The sequence below is a fragment of the Psychrobacter sp. LFX-11D genome (assembly GCF_904846475.1).
Taxonomy (GTDB): domain Bacteria; phylum Pseudomonadota; class Gammaproteobacteria; order Pseudomonadales; family Moraxellaceae; genus Psychrobacter; species Psychrobacter cryohalolentis.
The window spans coordinates 91,867-114,927 of record NZ_CAJHAV010000003.1; the positions used below are offsets into that span (position 1 = coordinate 91,867).

Consider the following 23,061-nt stretch of genomic DNA (forward strand, 5'->3'; position numbering starts at 1 on the left):
TCATTGATATTCAGAGAAAGCGTTCGATACCAATATGTTGAATAACCACTTAGAGAATCGCCTTCAGTGTTAAATGATTTTAGATGAGCATTTATCGAATCATAAACATTTAAACAATAACTGCTACTTCTGCCAAAATACGTTGAGAAATGGTCGGGGTAGCTTGCCCGCCAGTGACATGGGCTGGCACAAAACGCTGACCCAAACGATGGTCAGTGACTGCAGCAAATACCGCTTGAATATCTTCAGGCGTGACCTCCATATGTCCTGATACATAGGCGTAAGCCTGCGCGGCGCGCTGTAGCGACAATAAACCGCGCGGCGACAGCCCATGATACTCTTGGCTTGCTCGCGTCTTTGCGACCAGACGCTGAAGATAATCCAAGACCACATCTGCGATGTATACCTGCTTAACCCCTTGCTGCGCCAATAACACCGCTTCCGTATCAAGCACCGCACCCAAACTGTTTAAAAGCTCGCGGCGATCTTGACCTTTTAACAATGCCCGCTCTGCTGCAGCTGATGGATAACCAAGCGATAAGCACAATAAAAATCGATCTAGCTGCGACTCAGGAAGTGGGTAAACACCTGCTTGCTGCAAAGGGTTTTGAGTGGCTATCACAAAAAATGGCCTGGGTAAGGGATAACTTTGCCCATCTTGTGTCACTTGCCGCTCCTCCATCGCTTCAAGTAAAGCGCTCTGGGTTTTGGGACTTGAGCGATTGATCTCATCAGCGAGCAGCAGCTGGGTAAAGATAGGACCTGCTCGAAACTCAAATTGGCGCTTATTTTGATCATAGATACTCATGCCCAATATATCGGCAGGCAGCATATCATTGGTGAACTGCACACGGCTAAAGCTTAAGCCTAATAACTGGGCTAAACCTTGTGCCAAGGTCGTCTTACCCATACCCGGCAAGTCTTGTAGCAATAAATGACCGCCTGCTAAAATACCACTAAGCGCAAGCTTAACTACTTGCGATTTATCCAATACGATTTGATTCAATTGCGCCATTAACTGAGCAATTTTTTGCTGATTATGGCTATAATCAGCAGCACTAGGCACCGTTTGAGGACGCGTTTCTGATATCAGCTGATGTTTCGATGAAAGGGGCATATTAGTGGCTGCGTTAAGGCGATTATGGGTTTAATTTGTGAGGAAAAAAAGGTATCAGGTAAGGGTTATTTATCATTTTCAACACTTGGGGCAGCTGCGCGAAGGGTAGACAAGTAAGCGATCACATCAGCGCGCTCTTTAGAATCTGGCATCGGGTCTGACAGCATTTTAGAATCTGGCATGGCTTTTTCAGCATCCGCAATATAAGTATCAAGCGTTTGAGCATCCCATACCCAACCCGAGGCTTTAAGTCCTTCACTATAAGTATAATCTGCAAGTTCCGCTGCCGGCGCGCCATAAATATTCATCAGCTGCGGGCCTTTTTTATTGAGACCGGGGTTTAACTGATGACACTGACCACAAGCATCTTGATATATGAGTGCACCATTATCGGCATCGCCTTCAATATAAAGCGGTAGCGTGACAGTAGGACGATAATCAGGCGGCGTTTTCTCACAAGCACTTAGTAGCAAAGCGGCAACAAGCATACCGACCAGTTGATATTTATTGACTATAGACATGGTGTCATCTTTAATTAATAGGTATTGATGTCGATGAGTCTACATCAAACATTCTATAATGCAAAGGTTGATAGACATCGATAGCCGTCTGTAGACCATAAATGCAGAGTATCTATATAGTATTTATGAATATAAAATAAGACTTAACTCTCATTAGAGACTTTGATACTGTTACTCGGCATTTCTAAATAATTGCCTTGTAGGTAGCGTGCGCCGACACTCCATGCAACAGACATGGTTGCAGCATCTTCAATATAAGGTATCAATACATCAACATTAATCTCATTGGTACGTACGATAATTGATTTGACCGTTTCTAAATTGTCAGAGGCATCAATCCCTTCGACATAATTATGGGCTAAACGCACCATATTAGGATGAACAAAATTGGCAAGCTCCACAGATTTTATGGATGAGCCAAAATTATTGATGCTAAGCTGGCAGTTTACCTGACTGAGCGCGGTGAATTGAGATTTCGCTACCGTTAAGTAATCTGAGATGTCTTTTTCATTGAACTGCAGTGTCAACGCCCCAGCTTTACCACCGATGGCATTGATAAGCTGGCTTGCAACACTGGGCAGTTTTTTATCGATTAAGGACGCACTGGTTAGCTGTACCAGTAACCGCGCCTCTGGATGAGTTTTACGTACTTCATTGATTCTCTTACAGGCATTAATTAATACCCAGCGGTCTATTTTTTCTAATAATTGATGAGATTTTGCAACCGCCATAAACTGTTCTGGAGTCAATACGGTATTCTCAGCATCTGCTAGCGGTAGCCGCAGGAATACTTCAAAGAAATCACTACGGTCATTATTGATGTCATATATGGGCTGGAACAATAACTCAAAGCGATTATTGGTAATGGCATCAACCAGAGATTCTGCTAGCGCATGATCGTCACTATTGGCGTGTTCACTTGCATCATATAAATGATAGCGGCCGCCATGATTGGAGGTCTCTATCATGATTTGATTGATGGCATCCATGGCGCGCTCAAGCAGCACTCTAGGCTCAGGCGTATTTTTTTCAATTTTAACAATAGCAGTACTTGCTGTCGTATTGGTTGTGCGCTTATCCACTTCAATAAGCATCTTACTGATACTCATACCAATCTGTTCAGCCAGCTTTTCAAGCGCAGCTGTCGTCTGATTTTCGACCAAAATAGTGAATGCTGTATCACTAAAGCGGCTGACATGACCATCGACTACCAGCTCATCTAAGGTATTAGCGACTTGTTTCACCGTGCTATCAATACCTTGCAGACCTAAACTGCTTCTAATTTTTCCGACATTATCGAGTTGCACATACAAAAGTGCCGCCGTCAAAGCCCCTTTTCTTGCCTGCTCATATGCTGCCGCCAGCTGCTCTTCAAAGCTGTGGCGATTATCAATGCCCGTTAAGCTGTCTTTACGCTCAGCTTCAGCCAAACGTTTGGCGACCTCAATGCTATTGCTATTATTTTGTTGAATAATAATCTGGGTGACCGGCTCACCATCTAGTGTCGCTATTGCCAACTGTAGTTTTGCTTCAAACGTACTGCCATCCTTACGTCTACTCTCAAAATTAAACTCAACGTCTTTACGGTTCCCTTTATCGAACTGACGTAAAAACTGTTTAACAGCCTTAACATTATCACCGCCTGCAATCAAATCAATCACAGGTATACCGATAATATCGTTCATCGCCTCAAAACCAAATAACTGCAGATACGGATCATTGGCAAAGATATGAATCCCTTGATCAATGTATGCAACTGCACTTTTTGAGTTTTTAATCAATACGTTTGCGCGCTGTTCTGCCTCAGAGAGCACAGACTGCAATGTCTTAAGCTGTTGGCGACTGTGCAAGTTTTCGTGCAATAAGCGAATAGCCATGATGACTGCCGTTTCTTGCTCTACATAGAGTGCCTTAACCATCGTACCATTCATAATAGACGGTAAGCCTTCGTCATTGTGAGCGTTGGCTACCGTGTTTTTACTTATCAAACAAACCGATGGTAAGTCAATATCTTGCTCTTGAATAATAGCAACCACGTCGGTAAAACTCATATCATACGCTTGACCAAAAACCAACACATCCCATGATTGACGCAATGATTTTAGCAACTCATCTTTATCGTCCAAAAAACCTAAATTCACACTGTCATAGTATGAACCGAGCAAGTCTACAAGGCGCTCAGCATAAAGCTGATCAGCATCGATAACCAATAAGTTCAAGAGAGACTGAGTACGCATAGAAAGCCTTTTTAATCTTAAAAAATAATATGAATCGCCGCTGAGCTGTCGTCAAATATATAAAAGATAGCAGAATATTAAGAAACAGCGTCGTAGTTATTGTTGTCATTATAAACAATAATTTAGCCGACTGTTGCTTAACTTATCATGGTAATTGTTAAATAATTCGACATAGCAATTTTATATGACACGAGTAACTAGGTCTTTAGAGGTCCGGCTTTTATGTAGATTAACGTCATTAACCCTGCACCCCTTCATATTGGCTAAATTCATCAGTCACCATTAGACTACGACCCAAGCGCAAAGATTTCTGTTGGTCATTAATACGCATGATAACCTTATCATCTGTTTGAAAATGAGAGGTTGGTAACAATAGACTATAAGACGTTTGTAAGTGTTCATCTGCTCCGATGACAAACGCTGGCACAAAATGCTGACTGCGATTCTGTCTATCTTGTAGACAAATTCCACAGGCGATTATCTTATGACCAAGGATTTGCCATTCAAGCTCGAGTTTTGCGCTATCCAAATTAAGCCAACGCACTACTCCCATGGACCATTTAGGCGCGGTAGCCTTATCTTTGCGACACAATAAAAAAAGGCTCATTATTTGTAAAGGTGGTGCGATGGAAGTGAGATCATCAATTTTATCAATTGGCTCAGATGAATCTAGAAATAAGCGTAGGGTACGAAAGTGTGACAACTGATTATCACCCTCAGATGTATCCGCCCTTAATTCTTTATGGGTAGCAAAATTTTTTGGTAAGGTATCATAACGCGGCTGCTGATACTCTGGCAGGTTTTTAGATGCTATTAAATTGCTGAAAGCTTCACCGTTACTGATACGATAATGCATCTCATTAAAACCCGCTATTATCGTTACCGTCTGCTTTGTATTCTGATCAATAGGAGGCATGCGCTTTGGTTGAATATAACGATATCTTATCGCCATTGAAACGGTATTAATCAGAAAATATTCAACCCCTCTTCGATCAGTATCAGTTAAGGTTTTCATACGCGATTGTAAATACGTCACTAAAGGTTCAAGCTCTATAAATAAGCAGGTGTGATGAGCATCATATGGGTTGATAGTAGATAATGCAGTTAAATAAGTAGGCGGCTCTTTACTCTGTAGATTGACGAACACTCGCGTTGCTGTGCGCGGCTCTATGGTAGCAATTATATGTGCACTCCACGCTGGCAGCAGACGCTGTAGCAGTAAGATATGAGGTCGACGCAGTGCTCGTACATTTAGCAACTCATGCAAGCATATTTGGCAATATAAATGATGGATAGTATCACCTTGCAGCGCTGGAATGTAAGCACTCAGTACAATATGTGAGACTCGCTGCTGGCATGCGTTAAGATATAAGTTATTTACATTGGCCCATATATAGGCTGGCGACTTTTGATAACAAAAGCCATCTTCAAATAGCAGTTTTTGATACATCAGTAGCGTTTGGTAAGTGGCAATCGCCAAGGTAACAGGAGATGATTTTTCACTGGTAAAATAGCGCTGCAACAGATTACTTGAAGGTGCTTGCTGCTTATCCTTTAAAAGGGTAATTTCGCGGCGTATCACGCCGTCATAGGTCATAATCAATGAATAGTACAGCGACTTCACCTGAGCAACATAGCCAAGCTGAGCCTCATTGAGCGCCCCTGTCTCATAAATGTACTGTTGGCGTAGCGCCGCAATTAGCTGACTGGCGGCATTAGTGACAATCTTAATCAATCTTAAACGCTGCCTATCATCAGTAGGAATCAGGCGCAATTCTGTTAATACTTTTTCTATTTGTTCGACTTGCTGGGCCTCTGTTTGCGCTGGCAATAGTGCCGCCCATTTATGCAAGTGCGGCTCATTGCTACTCTTAAACTTATTGCAAGCTTCTAAAAAAGGGGGTTCAGCCGCTAAATACGCTTGAAACGTCGATAAATTTACCATTACCATCCTTAGTAATTGCGTAAGTTATCCATGAGTGTAGAAGGATATATTCTTAAAAAAGAATATTGCTATCATACCTAACCATTCTTCTATATATGTTGCTTATTTATAATTTTCTCAAATCTATTTCTTGTTATGTATTTGCCAAAATAAAAACCCTATCATAGTGCACAATTTACCTATTATTGTAAACATTAATTGGCACCTTGAAAGGTTCGTTTGGCAATTCTCTGACCAGTTTGGGTACTAGGTAGCCCGGTAATTTAGCCAATAGCGACCAATAAAGCTCAATGGCAAATTTCTCATCACTGTCAAAATGAGCCGCGCCCGCCACTTTATCTAGTACATGTAGATAATAGGGCAACACGCCCGCTGCAAATAAACGCTGACTCAATGCCGTTTGCGCACTAACGCTGTCATTGATACCTTTTAAAAGTACCGCTTGATTTAATAAAGTAATTCCTGCGGCACGAGCGCGCTGCAAATACTCTGCGGTCAACGCATCAATCTCATTGGCATGATTACCATGAATGACCATAACGATTTGACAACGGCTTTGTGCCAAACGCTCTAATAACGCATCATCAAGCCTTGCTGGAATCACGAGCGGTAGACGGGTATGTATACGAATGGTTGTCAGTTGCCCAATCGCCTCTAAAGTATCTAGCCAAGCAAATAGACGTCTATTGGTCACATTTAATGGATCACCGCCACTTAAGATAACTTCATTAATCTCAGGATGGGCGCTGATATAATCGATAATATCCTGTTTTGCGCTGGCAGTTGGCATATTGGCACTATAGTCAAAATGCTGACGAAAGCAGTAACGACAATGAATCGCGCAAGCACCAGTAATGGTTAATAGCAGTCTTGATTGATATTTATGCAGTACGCCTTTGACAGGATTATGCGCATTTTCGGCTAGTGGGTCAGCCACATAGCCCGCTACTGCCATTTGCTCTTTATGATTGGGTAACACCTGCCTTAATAAAGGATCATCATGATCACCAACGGTCATTTTTGCCACAAAGGCACGCGGTACTCGCAGCTCAAAATGCTTAGGCACGTAGACTTCTGAGCGCAGAGATTGTAGCTCTAATATCTCAAGCAGCTCATCAATAGAGGTAATGGCTTCGGATAATTGCGTTTGCCAGTTTTTTTGTGTGATTAAATGGTTTATCATGACAACCTAATACCTGTGCCCAAAAGCCGATATTATACGCTGTTAGGGCGTCGCCTATCAAAGCAAACGTCCTATCGTTTATGTAGCAGAATGGCTCATATCTTTTAGCACGGTAAATCTGGCACTCCATTTTCACTAAAAATATTTACCATCCTTTTTTTCAACCCTTTTTCTAAACCCTTAGGAGTCTTCCGTGGCAAGTTTTTCTACCAATGAATTTAAATCTGGTCTCAAAGTCATGCTCGATGGCAACCCTTGTGCCATTCTTGAAAACGAGTTTGTCAAACCAGGTAAAGGACAGGCCTTTAACCGTGTTAAATTGCGCAATCTTCGTAGTGGTAAAGTATTAGAACAAACCTTTAAGTCAGGCGATAGCTTAGAAGCTGCTGATGTCATGGACACTGAAATGAACTATCTCTATAACGATGGTGAATTTTGGCATTTCATGCATCCTGAGAGTTTTGAGCAGATTCAAGCGGACAAAACAGCGATGAGCGATTCAATAAAGTGGTTAAAAGAAAACAGCAATGCACTATGTACCATCACTTTATTCAACGGTGCTCCTCTTTCAGTAACACCGCCAAACTTCGTTGAATTGCAAATCACTGAAACCGATCCGGGTGTACGTGGTGATACCTCAGGCGGCGGCGGCAAGCCTGCAACGTTAGAGACTGGCGCTGTGGTACGTGTACCATTATTTGTGCAGCAAGGTGAAGTAGTACGTGTAGATACTCGTACTGGCGATTATCAAACGCGCGTTAGCTAAAGCTATTAATAGATAGCTCTAGTCTGTCTGTAAAAACAAAAAAGCTTAACCGCTCAGAGAGAGGTTAAGCTTTTTAATGGCTAGCAAATAAGTCATGAATAATAAAGGGTGGAATTAAACTGCCAGTTATTGTTCTAATGATTGCTTATGCATCAACCAATATTGCACCAACGCATTCAGCTGCTCTTGTTTGAAAGGCTTTGTACAATAATCCTGCATACCCACATCAAGGTATTTTTTACGCTCGCCATCCATTGCATTGGCAGTCAACGCAATAATAGGCGGCAAGTCTTGAGGAGCATAGAGCTCGTGAAGTTTGATGGTTGCCTGTACCCCATCCATAATCGGCATGTGATGATCCATCAAAATCACATCATAGCGCTCAGGATATAAGGCAAATATCTCGATAGCTTGTTGCCCGTCATTGACGTGAGTGACCGTATGACCACCATTATTAAGGGCTTTTTTGGCAATCATCGCGTTCACACTATCATCTTCAACCAACAAGATATGACCGACCAGCTCATCACTCGGCAACGTTATTGTAAAGTCATTGTCCGCTTGCCATATCTCATAATCTTCTGTAGCAATACACGGTAGCGGCAATAATACTCTAAAGGTCGTGCCAATACCGACTACGCTATCTACTTCAATATAGCCACCCATTAGCTCCACTAGAGACTTACAAACAGACAATCCAAGTCCGGTACCACCATAAAGCCTATGGGTATATTTATTTGCTTGATCATAAGCATCGAATATTGCCTCTAATGATTCAGACTTAATACCGACGCCCGTATCCGTAACCTCAATACATAAAGTCATTTCTTGATGAATCGTTGTGTCATTTTTATCATCAATGGCAAAATCTAAACGACTATCATTACTGCCTTTAGTCTGATCGCAATCCTTATTATCTAGACAAGGATTGTCTTGCATATGTTTAACATCAATCGTTACACGCCCGCCTTCACGGGTAAATTTAATCGCATTATTGACCAAATTTACCATGACCTGCTTAAGACGTACGGGATCCCCTTTAACATAAGGCGATAGTGACTCGGTATAGTGATAGTCTAAAACCAAGCCACGTTGGCGAGCTTTGATAGCAAATAAGCTAACGACCTCATTACAGAGACTAGATAGATTCATCGGGATAGAATCGATAGTCATTTTACCGGCTTCGACTTTTGATAAGTCTAAAATACCATTGATAATCGCGAGCAAATGCTCATTTGATACTTTTATATTCTCGATATACTCTCTTTGTTCAACGCTCAGCATGGTGTCACTGAGCATCTCAACCATACCGATGATACCGTTCATCGGTGTGCGTATCTCATGACTCATATTGGCCAAAAACGCTGACTTCATCTCATTGGCATATTTAGCATTACGCTGCTGCTCTTGTAGCTTTAAAGCGTCGGCTGCCATCGTCGCAAATTGGGATAAGACATCGGCTTTTTCATCACTAAAATCATGATGAGGCTCTATATCCATCAGACATAAAGAGCCAAAACGGTACTGTTTGCCATCTTCATGCATAATGATAGGAGCGCCAGCATAAAAGCGTAGGTTAGGCCATTGGGCGACAAATGGATTTGTATTGAAGCGCTCATCGTTTGCCAAATCAGCTACCACAAAAATGCTATCAGACAATATAGTATAATTACAAATAGCCACATTACGTGTCGTGGTACATACCTCGTCAAGACCAATACCAGATTTTAGGTACTGAGTTTCTTCATCTATAAAAGTAATCGCCACCATCGGCACATTAAAAAACAGTTTCGCAAGCTCAGTCAAACGTGCAAAAGAAGACTCTTGATTGGTATTAAATACCTGATATTTTTTGAGCCTATTGATACGCTCCGCATCATCTTCTGCGATAGGGTAATCAAAGTCTGGTACGTTGGATATAGACAAGGTGGACTCCATAAATTCATATCAGAGGCTTGGTTTAACAGCCGCCTGCTTAAGCAATAATTGTAATGCCTCACTCACCATAAGCATGGCAACCACTGAGGTGACGACGACCGCCGAACCATAACCACCACAGTGCAAACCACCTGTTTGACAGCTCTTGTCTACGCGCGGTGGTTCTGTAGAATAAACACACTTGATACCGAATTTCTCTTTTAGGGCACTATTGATGCCCTTTTCATGGCGCAATTTATTACGTAATTTGGCCAATAATGGATCTTGATAGGTGTCTCGTAAATCGCCGACTCTAATCTGACTGGGGTCTATTTTACCACCTGCCCCGCCAGCACAGACCAATTTTAGTTTATTAAAGCGGCAATGCAAAGCAATGGCAAGCTTGGCATCCATATCATCGATACAGTCTAAAATCACAATCGGAGCGGTTTGTGCCGCCGTTTTTGCTTCTTCACGACTGGGCAGCAATGTTGCGACATTTTCAGTGGTCAAAAAATCATCAACCAAATGCAACGTAGCTTTTGGATTGATTTCACGAATACGTGCTGCCATCGCCTCAATTTTACTTTGCCCAAAGGTACTATCTAAAGCGGGCAGCTGCCGATTGACATTGGATGCTACCAATATATCTAAATCAATTAATGTAATAGTACCAACAGCCGTACGCGCCAAAGCCTCTGCTGCCCAGGAACCGACACCGCCTACCCCAATAACATAAACATGCGCAGCAGAAAATGTATCTACCGCAGCATTACCATACAGTGTCTGAGTACCTTTAAAACGGCGCTCATACTGCTCGGCATCTCTATCAGGTGTCTCTAATATTTCAGATACAAACATTTGCTCTTCGATAGGCTCTGGCTGGATAATATCTGACTGCATCTGTGTGTCTTCATTCATAACGATGTAGAAACTCTTTTAAAAATTTTATTGTTAAACCATCTATATATTAATTAGTATGCGCTAAAAACTTCAAAGCGTATAAGACCACTTAGTTTGCAAAGCATTACAACTGTTGAGCCACAATTGCTGAGCGAGAATAGCCGCAGAAACATTTAGTAATTCGCTCAAGCTATGTAATACGTAAAGCAAATTAGCAGGAACATTCCTACTATGCATAGATGTATCACCCCGTTCGCTATTTTTATCTCGTCCAAGCACAGACGCGTTATTAGATGACGCACCTTCTAAATTATTATCTAGCGTCTGGCCTAGGATAGGCATCATATCGGGGCAATCTGTCTCGATAACCAAACAGTCAATACCATAACTCTCAACCGCAGCTTGAATGGCAAGGCGCAGTTTTTTCGCATTGGGATTGGTTATTTGCCCAGTCACGCCAAGCTTAAACCCTAATTTCGCAAAGGCTTTGGCTTCTTGTACACCGCCACTAAAACTATGGGCAATGCCGCCAAGCTTATGCGCGTCATAATTATGCGCTTTTAGTAAAGCCAGTGCTTCGGCATGTGCTTTACGAATATGCAGCATAACAGGTAGCTGATGTGCCACTGCCATATCTAACTGCGCAATAAAAAACCGCTGTTGTTTGGCAAACGTTTCAGGCTGCTTCATGGCATCGGTAAAAGTATCTAAACCTATTTCACCAATGGCCAATGGACGTTGTTCATTTAGCATTTGCGCCATTTCTTCCAAATGGGCTTCTGTATGCTGCTCAATATAAAAAGGATGTAAACCTAGTGCAATATGTACTTTAGGAAAACGTTTTTTTTGGTTCAAACAATTTTTTTTATCCAATTGACAAAGATTATTTATCTGCTGCTGATTCTCATAAAGCCGTGAAAAATATCGGTGCAAGTAGCCAACCAAAACTAAATGGCGCACACCTTTATCATAGGCAAATTGCGCCTGCTCACCTCTATCCTCATCAAACACAGGAGCATCAAAATGCGTATGAGTATCAATTAAAGGAAAAATCTTCGTTCTTACTTTATTATTGATAGCTGATGTATCAATCTCTGTCATCAAGAAACTCCAAAATTCATCATTGCTATGATAAGTCAGCTTTCCCATTAACTACTTTCTAAAGAATCATTTTACTCACTATCTGTACTTTTAGCTTTTTTTATAGGGTCATAATTTTCAGGCACTGGTTTGTGCGCCTTTTGACTACTGCGTCTTGGTATCAGTACCAATGCAATACCCACTACGCTTAATGCCAGCCACTTTTTTTTATTATTAGTGCTTGCCATTATAGTTACCTTTTAAAATTAACTGACGAATAGTACTTAGCTGATATCTGATGAATACGGCTTTATAGATGACCTTTATTTATCTTAACAAATATATCGTACTATCAGCAAAAGCGTGACATACCTATGTTATCTGTTTTTATTATACGCGTATAGCCAAGGCATATGTTTATCTATTATATGAATACGCAAACTAAAGTACGGTGTATGTAATACACCGTACTTTTAAGTATAGTAAAACTTTGAGAGAGATATGAAAGCAGAGTTTGGTAAGCGCTAAAATCCTAGCTAGATTATTAGCAGACTTATTAGCAAACAGCCATAAAAGCGCTTAACGATTTAAGGGATAAGTTGTGATACCTGTGCTTGGACTATCAACACGAGTAAAACCTTTGGAAGTTGTTTTTGGCTTTTGATCCCGTTTAGGAATCAAAGGATTGAGTGGCATGAGCTCGTAATCGGCACTAATATCACCATTCCAACCTTCGGTACCGCTTAATGGCAGCTGTTTAATCGTACCGTTTTTATCAATAACCAGCTGAAGAACGCGCATCTGATTGTATTTACGCTCTGTCACGCTTGCTACTGCGCCGCCATCACGGAGGATAGTCGGCTGTAAAAATATGATTAAATTGCTTTTTTGGCTATTGTCATTATCCGAGCGGAACAGTCGACCGATAAGGGGTACATTACCCAAACCTGGCACTTTTTGTTGGCGCGTAGTGGAGTTGTCGCGCATCAAGCCACCTAAAGCAATGGTCTGCTGATCATCTGCCAAAATCGTGGTATTAATCAGGCTTTTATTGGTGATAAGACCGCTGGCATTCCCAGCACTACCCGGTACGACTGAAGAAACTTCCTGTGATACCTCTAAACGTACGGTGCCGTTTGCACCAATATGCGGGATGACGTTTAGATTGATACCAATATCTTGGCGATCGATGGTTTGAAAGGGGTTCGTCGAAGAGTCACTACCCGTGGTGTAGGAGCCTGTCACAAACGGCACGTTTTGACCCACTAAGATACTGGCTTTTTCATTGTCCAAGGTCAAAATCGATGGCATAGATAGCAGATTGGCGCTGGTAGAAGAATCAAGCGCTTGCAAGATAGCACCATAGAATTGCGCATTGCCTTTGCTGTCTTTACTACTACTGCCAATACCTAACAAAGCACCAGCAATGGAGCCTGCTGCCGCGCTTATCCCTGTACCACCTGACAAAGCAGCAGCGGCAAGTGAAACCGCACTTGCGCCCACGTTATTAAAGTTCACCACGCCATAACCGCTATTGGCATTACCCAGCGCCCACTGAACCCCAAGCTGCGTTGCATCATCGCCTGATACTTCAACAATAGCTGCTTGAATCAATACTTGCGAGCGGCGGCTGTCTAACTGATTGACAGCATCTTCAATCTCAAACATCAGCTCAGGTGCTGCATTAACAATGACGGCGTTTTGAGTTTCATCAGCGATAATACTAAAAGGTCGACCACCGATACCGATACTTGTACCCGCGGAACTATTATTCGGTAAAGGCGTAGCAGCAGTACCACCGATACTATTGCTACCTACCTTACTATTAGCGCCACCAGTTAGCGACGACCCTGTAGCAGCGGCATCATTCAATGATGCTGACTCTAATGTTGAAGAACCACCAGAGCTATTGATGGATTGGCTGGCAAGGAGACCGCGCAGCATCTCAGCAATATGACCGGCACTGGCATATTTTAGGCGGAAAACACGCAGACCACTTAAGCGCCTTGATGGCGTTGTGTCCAATTGATTGACCATCTCTTGAACTTTGGCAATCATCTCAGGACTGCCTTTAACCAACAGTCTATCGCTCGCCGTGTCGGCGATAACCTTTAGCTGATTGTTGCCACCTTGCGCTTGCCCGCTACCAGCACTCGCCACCAGTGCGCTAATCAACTCCATCATACGTTCGGCATCGACATGACGTAGTGGTATGACTTGTAAGCTGTCATTCACATTACTGTCTAAATCACGGATAAGCGCTGTCAGCTGATTTAGGCTATCAGCACGATCGGACAGCACTAAGGCATTGACTCCAGACACAGCAGCGGCATGTGCAGACGGTGGCATGAGCGGACGGATAACGCCCAAGACTTCTGCTGCTTGGGTATTGGTCAGATAAATCACCCGCGTTGCCAAGGTTTCACCGACGCTCTCACCACGTAAATCAACAGCAACACCGGTTTGTTTGGCAACGTTATCTGGCACCAGTTTAATCGTTGTTCCTGAATCAATAGCAGCGATACCGTTGACTTGCATCACACTCAAAAATAGCTGATAAATCTCATCACGCGATAAAGGCTTGTTGGAGATCACAGTCACATTACCGTTGATGCGCGGATCAAGGACGAAGTTTTGATTGGTAATCGTCGCCACTTCATTGATAAAGGCTTTGATATCAGCATCTTGCAAATTGACCTTCCAGCTTTCAGCACTCACCAGCCCAGTACTAGCCGCCCATAGTGGTATGGCCAAGCAGAGAGGACGGCACAATCGCATCAAACGCTGCAAAATATGATGCAAAGGTGTGACTGAAAAATTATAAGAACTGACCATATTGATGATTACCTACAGTGATGGCGCTTGGTATGTACTGAATTCAATGACTATTGAATTTAATGGTTACTGGATTTGATAAGTCCTGATTCTTTAATTCTTTTGATAAGTCATAATTTTAATTGATACTAAGTTATGTTGGCCATCATATCGCCAATCATATCAACCAACAAATATTTATTTTGAAGAATCCTTTTTGTCACTTATATATGCTAAAACTGCTGCCGAATCGTAATAACTTGATCGCCACGTTGTACTTCTATCTGTGCTTCCCCTGATTGCTTCACTTGTTGTAATACGCGAGCATCCTGAGCAGGATTACTACCGACGCTTTGCCCGTTGACTTTCAGCACTCGATCACCAGATTCAAGTCCCAAGCGATTGCGTATATTAGCAGGCATCGCTGCTGTGACTTGATAGTTATCGCCTCCCGCCATTACACCCATTCTACTTAAATAACTGGCAGGGTTTTCTTGTAATTCAGTCACTGCTTCGTCAATTGCAGATTTGGGCGCGCTGTCGCTAGGTGCTTCGGCAGCCGGTTGATTACCAGTATTGCTTAGGTCAGGCACAGGCGCATTAGGTAGCATATTGCCATCTTGCAAGCGCTGATTACTGACCCCGCCTGCGATCATCGCACTTTGATCAAGTGGCATGGCTTCTGGCATACGAATCACCGTTTCCTTGTCAATAGTATCAGCTATAATAATCTCGTTCCAAGCAACCGCAACCAACGTGTAATCGCTGTCTTTTAAGGTGTCACCAATTCGGTAGTTTTTGACTTCACCGTTGACCTCTAAAAGTGCCGAAGACAAACTCTCTGGAATGGCCAGCAATACACCCTTTAGCACAATATTAGGCGGCGGCTGCACTACAGCAGCGATAGGATCAGGGTCAGCAAAAATAGCAAATAGACTACTATAATCTGGAGCGGATAAGGCGTTATCCTGTAAAGGTACCAGTGGTAATGCCGGCGCTAACGGTGGCGCAAGCAGCAGCCATAGGAGTCGCGCTGCCGTCCAGCTTAACCAAGTGATTGCCAATAATAGCAGCCAAACGGCAAAGCGGTTAAAAGTATTTAGCACAGGTTTTAAACTTGTAGGGAGCGTCATCATCTAGCGTGCCCCTAGCCCATTTAACAGTGGTTGACGCACACTAACCACAGGCGTATCTTGCGGCGCTTTCCCCTTGTATTCAGGCATACTCTCGAGCAGACGCTGGGTCAAGCTGACATCCAACATATTATCGCCATCAAGATACAAGTCGCCTAAACGCTTGTCTTGATTGTTGACAAGATTGATATGCAGCAGATTTTTGTTATTTTTTTGCTCGGTGCTCAGCTCAGCACGCAGCGCAGGTATGGTGAGATAAAATATTTTGCCGCCGCTAGGATAGCCAAGCTCGCCGCCAATCCATGTCAGCTGACCTGACGCTTGACGAAAGCCCGACGTGTTTCTATTAGAGTCACTGTTTGAGTCACCATCGTTTGAACCAGACTGACGTTTGAGCGAGATATTATTGACCTGAATTGGCGTATTTGGTAATTGCCAATCGACAACCCGAGTCAGAGTCTCAGGCGCAATTTTACCGCTCATGTCTTTTACTTCCCAAGAATTTGCGCCTATTTTTACCTGACCATTGAGGCGAGTTTGCTCTGATAAAATATCAATCTTCGCACCAAACTTACCCAATAATAAATGCCACGGCTGCCATGACCATTCAGCCGCCCCGATCAATGGCGTCGCTGACAGAGGTATCTGCCAAATTGCAGCGCCCTGCCATACATTACCGGACACGTGCTGTATATAAGGCGTCTCTGGTGCATATTTTTCAAGTAGCCATGCTGCGGGCATTTGCAAAACAGCAAATAGCGCGAACAAGACAAGCCCAATCAACCACCACAGCTTACGGGGATGCTTATGAGACGAGGCAGATACTTGGGGCACGATGGCATAACTCTTATATCAGGTAAAAACGTCATTATCATAGCAAACAATAGCATACAGATGACAGCAAAAAAGCCAGTATCTTTTTACCACTATTTTGGTAAAAAGATACTGGCTTTTATCTGCCTATAAAGGTTCGATCTACTTGTTAATCAAACAGAACTTTACAGACAGAGCGTTCGTTGCTAAATATAACAGCGACTATCCATTAGAAAATTAAATAGCAAAATCTTCAAGACGACGACCTCCAGCTAAGGCCTCTACTAACCATGTTGGTTTACGTCCGCGACCAGTCCATGTTTCTTCGTCATTGTCGGTATTACGGTATTTAATGCTACGCTTCTTTTCTAGTTTTTCGCCCGCTTGTAAAATCTCCTCGATACTGGCGTTGCTTTCTTCAGCGATTTTTTCAAACTGCGTATAAGCATCATACAAGCGCTGGTGTTGCTTTTGAGCAATAAGCTGCTGTGCATTTTCAGTAATAGCACGTAGCTCATCAACATTTAAGCTGTTTAAATCAATAACATTACTTTTGTTCATAGTATTTTCCACATTAAAATAAAGGGTATAAATAAATAGCATTTATACTAAAAATAGATTTATCAAGAACTACTAAATACAGTAATTATTAAATAATAAATCTTTCGCATATTGATAAAAATTTGATTGTCTATTGATAAATATGGTGTGAATGCTTAAAATTATAAGCAACGCTAATATAAACAAAAATACTGACAATAACAATGACTTATCATTATTTTCTACTAAAATCAGTAAATGACAGTTAATTCGATGACAATCAATGATATTAAATAAATAGCTTTATTTATTAATCTTTCTTTAAATATAAAAAAAGGGTCTATTTATATAGACCCCATCTGATTTAATCAACAGTTACTAGTTATGTATTCCTCAGAACGGAATGTCATCGTCTACAGGGCCATCTGGCATCGCTGTAGGCTTCGACTGCGCTGGTGCTTGAGTCGGTTTATTAAATTGATTCTGCTGAGCGGGCGCATTCTGATTGTTAAAGCTATTTTGATGACCACCCTGTGACGCACTGCCGCCTTGATTATAACCGCCTTGTTGAGCGGGCTGATTACCTCCTTGCTGACCATAGTCATTCTGGCCACCTTGGTTACTAAACCCGCCGCCCTGATTACCATAGCTACCTTGGTTGCTTTGACCACCTTGGTTATTGCTACCAAAGCCACCACCAGCATCATTACTACCACCTGTCGAGCCATCTAGCATTTGCATTTGTTCAGCACGAATTTCAGTGATATAACGGTCTTGTCCGTTAGGATCTTGATATTTACGGGTACGTAAGCTGCCTTCGATATATACCTTACTGCCTTTACGAAGATACTGCGCAGCGATTTCGCCCAAGCGATTGAATAGTGAGATACGATGCCATTCCGTTGCTTCTCTTTTTTCACCGCTTTGCTTGTCTGTCCACTGCTCTGACGTCGCAACCGAAATATTGGTCACGCTACCGCCGTTATTGAATTGACGTGCCTCAGGGTCTGCACCGAGGTTACCGATGATGATAACTTTATTAACACCGCGCATGATATCGTCCTTTTACTTATGAATAATTTTATTACCAGCTTTAATCGAGTCTTTAATATAAAGCCTCAATCTTAGCAGTAATATACTTTTACTTTAACCATTTTTCTGTTAAATATCTAGAGTGCTTTGTGCCAAATGCGACAGCTCCTGTCGCGAAGTATCTGTGAGCTGCGTCTTGTCCAATTTTAAATAAGCGACCTGTTCTTTTGCCATGACCACCAGCTCATCAACACCATCTACTGCCAGCATTTGCCGTGACCAGTCCTGAATATCGATATTCTTTGGTATCGTCACAGTCGTACTTGACAAATATGGTGGATCAGCAATAGGAATAATCAGCAATAAAGAGGCGGCCATTATAATTGCCAATATGCCCCATGCCAACAAATTAGGCTGACTTAATAACAACCCGCCCATTGCGCCACCAACAAAAGCACCAAAGAACTGACTGGATGAATTTAACCCCATCGCAGTGGCTTTATTGGCGACTGGTGCGCGCTTGGATATCCATGAAGGAATCGTTGCTTCAAGTAGATTAAAGCCCATAAAGTAGAGCAATAAACCTAATATAATACCGACGCCAACCTGACCACCGAGCGCCAATAATGCTAAGGCAACCGTCATCAGTGCAATCGCGGCTAAAAATACTTGGCGCATTTTGCGTTTCTTTTCGGCGATGATAATAAAAGGTATCGCGACGGCAAAGCCAATAAATAATAACGGCAAATAGACCAAGCCTTGCTGACGTACCGACAATCCTAGTACGTCATTAAGCTGATGCGGTAGAATAACAAAGATAGCGGTCATGGTCAGATGCAGAGCAAATATGCCAATGTGCAAGCGATTTAGATCACCAATTTTTAGAACTGTTGCCAACTGCTGACCAATCGATTTATTGTCTAAATTGTGCTTAAGTACCCGTAGCGGTGTCGGGACGAACAGTAACAATAACATCGCCAAAACTGCAAAGCCTGCAGTCAACCAAAACAATCCTGAGATGCCAAGCGAGCCTACTAATAGAGGCCCAAAGGCAAAAGCAAGCATGATAGAGGTCGCAATCGTCAAACCCATCGTCGCCATCGCTTTGGTGCGCATCTCCTCACGAGTTACATCGGCAAGTAACGCCATCAATACCGCAGAGACCGCGCCACTACCTGCCAGCGCCCGACCAATAATGACCTCATAAATATCCGTGGCATTGGCAGCAATAATACCGCCGATGGCAAACAAGACAAGACCTAAAAATATAATTGGCTTACGCGGGAACTTATCCGCGGCAAGGCTCATTGGAATCTGAAATATCGCTTGTCCTAGCCCATAAATACCGACTGCCAAACCAATCAGAAACGGCGTCGCATGCGCGTAATTATCACCATATACAGAAAATACTGGCACAATCATAAACAAACCAATCATCCGCAAGGCAAAGATACCACCGACCCCGAGGATTGCCCGTTTTTCTACGCTATTCATACTTGCCTCACTGGTTCATCATTGCTGGTTTATCACGGCAGCTCTGCTTGTATTATTACGACTGTATCAAGGCTTTAGCCTACAAATTAAGCTCACTAGTATAAGACATTCGCCGTTTGCTTGCCGAGACTTTTGCCCTCCTACTTCAGCATCATAGCGGACACCGACTTAAGCCATTCATTTTACGCGTTAATTTTGTTACCAAGTGCATCTGATGGGTCATTGCACCTTGAATAATGCAGCTATCATGACAATAAAGTAAGACGTTGAGAACGTTGTTGTCTGAAAAAACTTATGATAAATCTTTTTACAAAACGACGTTATTCTGCCAAATCTATAACAAACCACTCATATTAGTTAATCTTTATTTAGATTACCTTTATCCATTTCAAGTATTAAAAGCATATTCTAATATAGACAGCCATTACTATCGCTTTGTGAAAACTGCATATTTTTATAAAGCCGTATTAATTTGAATAGCATTTTTAAACTCATCTATGCTTTCAATGAATCACTTAACTCATATTGATTGCTCCTTTTAATTTTTTTGAAAATATCATTTAGCAAATAGGAAACCTATCACCGATGGCACACGAGTATATTAAGGTTCGCGGCGCACGCACTCACAATCTAAAAAATATCGACTTAGACATTCCACGAGATAAATTTGTGGTCATTACGGGTTTATCAGGCTCTGGTAAATCTTCATTGGCATTCGATACGCTGTATGCTGAAGGGCAACGTCGTTATGTCGAGAGCTTGTCAGCGTATGCACGTCAGTTCCTCTCGCAAATGGAAAAGCCAGACGTTGATAGTATCGAAGGCTTGTCACCGGCGATTGCTATCGAGCAAAAATCGACTAACCATAATCCGCGCTCAACCGTCGGTACGATTACCGAGATTTATGACTATCTGCGTCTGCTTTATGCGCGTATTGGTACGCCGTTTTGCCCTGAGCATGGTGAGCCAATGGTGGCGCAGTCGGTCACCGAAATGGTCGATCAAGTTATGGCATTGCCAGATGACACCAAAATCATGATTTTGGCACCTGTCATTCGTGAGCGTAAAGGTGAGCATACGGTCTTACTTGAGCAATTAATTGGTCAAGGATTTGTACGTGTGCGCGTCGATGGCGATGTCTACGATACTGATGAGCTACCAACACTCGATAAAAAGAAAAAACATACCATTGAAGTCGTCGTTGACCGCTTTAAAGTTCGTGATGACTTAGGTAACCGCGTCGCTGAAAGTTTGGAGACTGCTCTACGTCTAGGCCAAGGTTTAGTGACGCTACACTTTATGGATGGCAATCCAAAAGAAGGCGGCGATGACAACCAAGTGATGTCAGCCAAGCACTCCTGCCCTGTCTGTGATCGCGCGGTCTCTGAGCTTGAGCCGCGTATGTTCAGTTTTAACAATCCGTACGGTGCTTGCCCAAGCTGTGACGGTCTTGGTAAACGTCAGTATTTCTCTGCCGAAAAACTGATTACCCATCATGAAAAATCGCTCAATCAAGGCGCGATTAATGGTTGGGATAAACGTCACGCCTATTACTTTGGTTTGCTATCAACTGTTTGCAATCATTTCAAAATTGACATGGATGCACCGTGGCAAGATTTACCAAAAGAACAGCAAGACCTTATTATGCAAGGCTCTGGTAAAGAGAAGCTGACGTTTAACTTTACTGATGAGCGCGGTCGTAAAACCAACAAGACCGTACCATTTGAAGGTGTGCTGCCTTATCTAGAACGCCGTTATGCCAAAACCCAAAGCAACCTAGTCCGTGACGAGTTGGCCAAATACTTGGCTGATACCACTTGTAATGTCTGCGATGGTGCGCGTCTCAATGAAATTTCACGCAACGTCCGCGTTGACGATCAAACCATCGCTCAAATCGTGAAGCTGTCTATCGGTGATGCGGCTGAATATTACAAGACCATTAAAATTGGCGGTCATAAAGGTGAAGTTGCGGAAAAAATCTTTAAAGAGATTAATGAGCGCCTCAACTTCCTCGTCAGTGTCGGGCTTGATTACCTATCACTTGCACGCTCTGCTGAAACGCTATCGGGCGGTGAAGCACAGCGTATTCGTTTGGCTAGCCAAATCGGCGCAGGTCTGATGGGTGTGATGTATGTACTCGATGAACCATCGATTGGTTTGCATCAACGTGATAATGATCGCTTGCTCAAGACCTTAACGCGCTTGCGTGATTTGGGTAATACGGTATTGGTCGTTGAGCATGATGAAGATGCGATTCGTCAAGCGGATCACGTTATCGATATCGGAGTGGGCGCTGGCATACATGGTGGTCATATCATCGCTCAAGGTACGGTCGATGACATCATGGCAAACAAAGAATCGCTGACTGGACAATATATGTCTGGTAAGAAAAGAATCGAGATTCCAAGCATACGCCATAAAGCCAAAACGATCGATATGGAAGTCAAAGGGAAAGCCAAGCCTAAACAAGTCCCGATGACGATTGAGCTGAAAGGCGCGTCAGGCAACAACTTACACGACGTGGATTTGACGATACCTATTGGCATCATGACTTGTATCACTGGCGTGTCTGGCTCTGGTAAATCGACGCTGATTAACCGTACTTTGATGCCACTTGCCGCAACACAGCTAAATAATGCCTCAACGCTCATTGCGGATAAGCATGACAGCATTAGTGGTCTTGAGCATTTGGATAAAATGGTCGATATCGATCAAAGCCCGATTGGTCGTACGCCGCGCTCAAACCCAGCGACGTATACCGGCGTGTTTACACCAGTTCGTGAAATGTTTGCACAAACGCAAGAAGCGCGCGCCCGTGGTTATAAAGCCGGTCGCTTTAGCTTTAACGTCAAAGGCGGACGCTGTGAGATGTGTCAAGGTGATGGTCTCATTAAAGTTGAGATGCATTTCTTACCTGATATGTATGTGCCGTGTGATACCTGTGAAGGCAAGCGCTATAACCGCGAGACTTTAGAGATTCACTATAAAGGTAAAAACATCGCCGACGTGCTCGATATGACCGTTGAAGATGCCACTGAGTTCTTCTCAGCTATTCCAGCGATTTACCGTCGTTTGCAAGCATTAATGGATGTTGGTCTTAGCTATATCCGCTTGGGTCAGTCTGCACCGACGTTATCAGGTGGTGAAGCGCAGCGGGTTAAATTAGCACGTGAGCTTGCCAAACGTGATACCGGACAGACGCTCTATATCTTGGATGAGCCCACCACTGGTTTGCATTTCCATGATATCGATAAGCTGCTCAATATCTTGCATACCCTACGCGATAAAGGTAATACCATCGTGGTCATCGAGCACAATCTTGACGTTATCAAAACGGCGGATTGGGTGATTGACCTTGGCCCTGAAGGCGGTAAAGGTGGCGGACTTATTATCGCGGAAGGTACACCTGAAGAAGTGGCGGAAGTGAAAGGCTCGTATACTGGTGAGTTCTTAAAGCCAATGCTTAAGCAGGCTATGAAAGAAATAAGTTAGTAGAAATTAGTTAATTATTAATAAAAGGCTACTCTTTACGGAGTGGCCTTTTTTGTTGTCTGAAACTTGGTTGT

Annotated in this window: 17 protein-coding genes; 2 read left to right on the forward strand and 15 right to left on the reverse strand. The window is 42.9% G+C overall.

Going from position 1 to position 23,061, the window contains the following annotated elements; translation table 11 throughout:
* Positions 1–109: 109 nt before the first annotated feature.
* The 5 genes from JMX75_RS03355 to epmB form a co-directional block, all read right to left on the reverse strand.
* The gene (locus JMX75_RS03355) at positions 110–1,117 is read right to left on the reverse strand and encodes an AAA family ATPase (RefSeq protein ID WP_201531011.1); all 1,008 of its coding nucleotides are present in this window, start codon (positions 1,115–1,117) and stop codon (positions 110–112) included.
* A 65-nt stretch (positions 1,118–1,182) separates the two neighbouring features.
* Positions 1,183–1,638, reverse strand: coding sequence for a c-type cytochrome (locus tag JMX75_RS03360; RefSeq protein WP_181209752.1), 456 nt, complete (start codon positions 1,636–1,638; stop codon positions 1,183–1,185).
* A gap of 143 nt (positions 1,639–1,781) precedes the next feature.
* Entirely contained in the window at positions 1,782–3,875 is a 2,094-nt protein-coding gene (locus JMX75_RS03365) for an EAL domain-containing protein (RefSeq protein ID WP_201531013.1), read from the reverse strand.
* A 238-nt stretch (positions 3,876–4,113) separates the two neighbouring features.
* On the reverse strand, positions 4,114–5,820 hold the full coding sequence (locus tag JMX75_RS03370; RefSeq protein ID WP_201531015.1) for a hypothetical protein: 1,707 nt from the start codon (positions 5,818–5,820) through the stop codon (positions 4,114–4,116).
* Between the two features lie 175 nt (positions 5,821–5,995).
* Positions 5,996–7,003 carry an EF-P beta-lysylation protein EpmB gene (gene epmB, locus JMX75_RS03375; protein ID WP_201531017.1) on the reverse strand — a complete coding sequence of 336 codons (1,008 nt, stop codon included), beginning with the start codon at positions 7,001–7,003 and terminating at the stop codon, positions 5,996–5,998.
* Between the two features lie 193 nt (positions 7,004–7,196).
* Here epmB and efp point away from each other — a divergent pair, with 193 nt between their 5' ends.
* The gene (gene efp, locus JMX75_RS03380; protein ID WP_011514270.1) at positions 7,197–7,769 is read left to right on the forward strand and encodes an elongation factor P; all 573 of its coding nucleotides are present in this window, start codon (positions 7,197–7,199) and stop codon (positions 7,767–7,769) included.
* 126 nt (positions 7,770–7,895) lie between these two features.
* On the opposite strand, the gene JMX75_RS03385 is transcribed toward efp, so the two are convergent.
* The 10 genes from JMX75_RS03385 to JMX75_RS03430 form a co-directional block, all read right to left on the reverse strand.
* Positions 7,896–9,695 (reverse strand): GAF domain-containing hybrid sensor histidine kinase/response regulator, encoded by a 1,800-nt coding sequence (locus tag JMX75_RS03385; protein ID WP_227672987.1) that lies wholly within the window; start codon positions 9,693–9,695, stop codon positions 7,896–7,898.
* A gap of 21 nt (positions 9,696–9,716) precedes the next feature.
* The gene (locus JMX75_RS03390; protein ID WP_227673131.1) at positions 9,717–10,607 is read right to left on the reverse strand and encodes a ThiF family adenylyltransferase; all 891 of its coding nucleotides are present in this window, start codon (positions 10,605–10,607) and stop codon (positions 9,717–9,719) included.
* Positions 10,608–10,679: 72 nt separating this feature from the next.
* Positions 10,680–11,690, reverse strand: coding sequence for a TatD family hydrolase (locus JMX75_RS03395; protein WP_201531021.1), 1,011 nt, complete (start codon positions 11,688–11,690; stop codon positions 10,680–10,682).
* 71 nt (positions 11,691–11,761) lie between these two features.
* Positions 11,762–11,917, reverse strand: coding sequence for a hypothetical protein (locus tag JMX75_RS03400; protein ID WP_201531023.1), 156 nt, complete (start codon positions 11,915–11,917; stop codon positions 11,762–11,764).
* A gap of 331 nt (positions 11,918–12,248) precedes the next feature.
* Complete coding sequence (gene gspD, locus JMX75_RS03405; RefSeq protein ID WP_201531025.1) at positions 12,249–14,504, reverse strand: type II secretion system secretin GspD; 2,256 nt, start codon at positions 14,502–14,504, stop codon at positions 12,249–12,251.
* 212 nt (positions 14,505–14,716) lie between these two features.
* Positions 14,717–15,619: a type II secretion system protein N gene (locus JMX75_RS03410; RefSeq protein WP_201531027.1), complete on the reverse strand. Its 903-nt coding sequence runs from the start codon at positions 15,617–15,619 to the stop codon at positions 14,717–14,719.
* Entirely contained in the window at positions 15,620–16,450 is an 831-nt protein-coding gene (gene gspN / locus JMX75_RS03415; RefSeq protein ID WP_201531029.1) for a type II secretion system protein N, read from the reverse strand.
* Between the two features lie 216 nt (positions 16,451–16,666).
* A complete protein-coding gene (locus JMX75_RS03420) occupies positions 16,667–16,990 on the reverse strand; it encodes an H-NS family nucleoid-associated regulatory protein (protein WP_201531030.1) in 324 nt (107 codons plus the stop codon).
* A gap of 372 nt (positions 16,991–17,362) precedes the next feature.
* Entirely contained in the window at positions 17,363–18,022 is a 660-nt protein-coding gene (gene ssb / locus JMX75_RS03425) for a single-stranded DNA-binding protein (RefSeq protein WP_020444130.1), read from the reverse strand.
* Positions 18,023–18,130: 108 nt separating this feature from the next.
* Complete coding sequence (locus tag JMX75_RS03430; protein ID WP_201531032.1) at positions 18,131–19,495, reverse strand: MFS transporter; 1,365 nt, start codon at positions 19,493–19,495, stop codon at positions 18,131–18,133.
* A gap of 585 nt (positions 19,496–20,080) precedes the next feature.
* Here JMX75_RS03430 and uvrA point away from each other — a divergent pair.
* On the forward strand, positions 20,081–22,987 hold the full coding sequence (uvrA, locus tag JMX75_RS03435) for an excinuclease ABC subunit UvrA (protein ID WP_201531034.1): 2,907 nt from the start codon (positions 20,081–20,083) through the stop codon (positions 22,985–22,987).
* Positions 22,988–23,061: the final 74 nt, after the last annotated feature.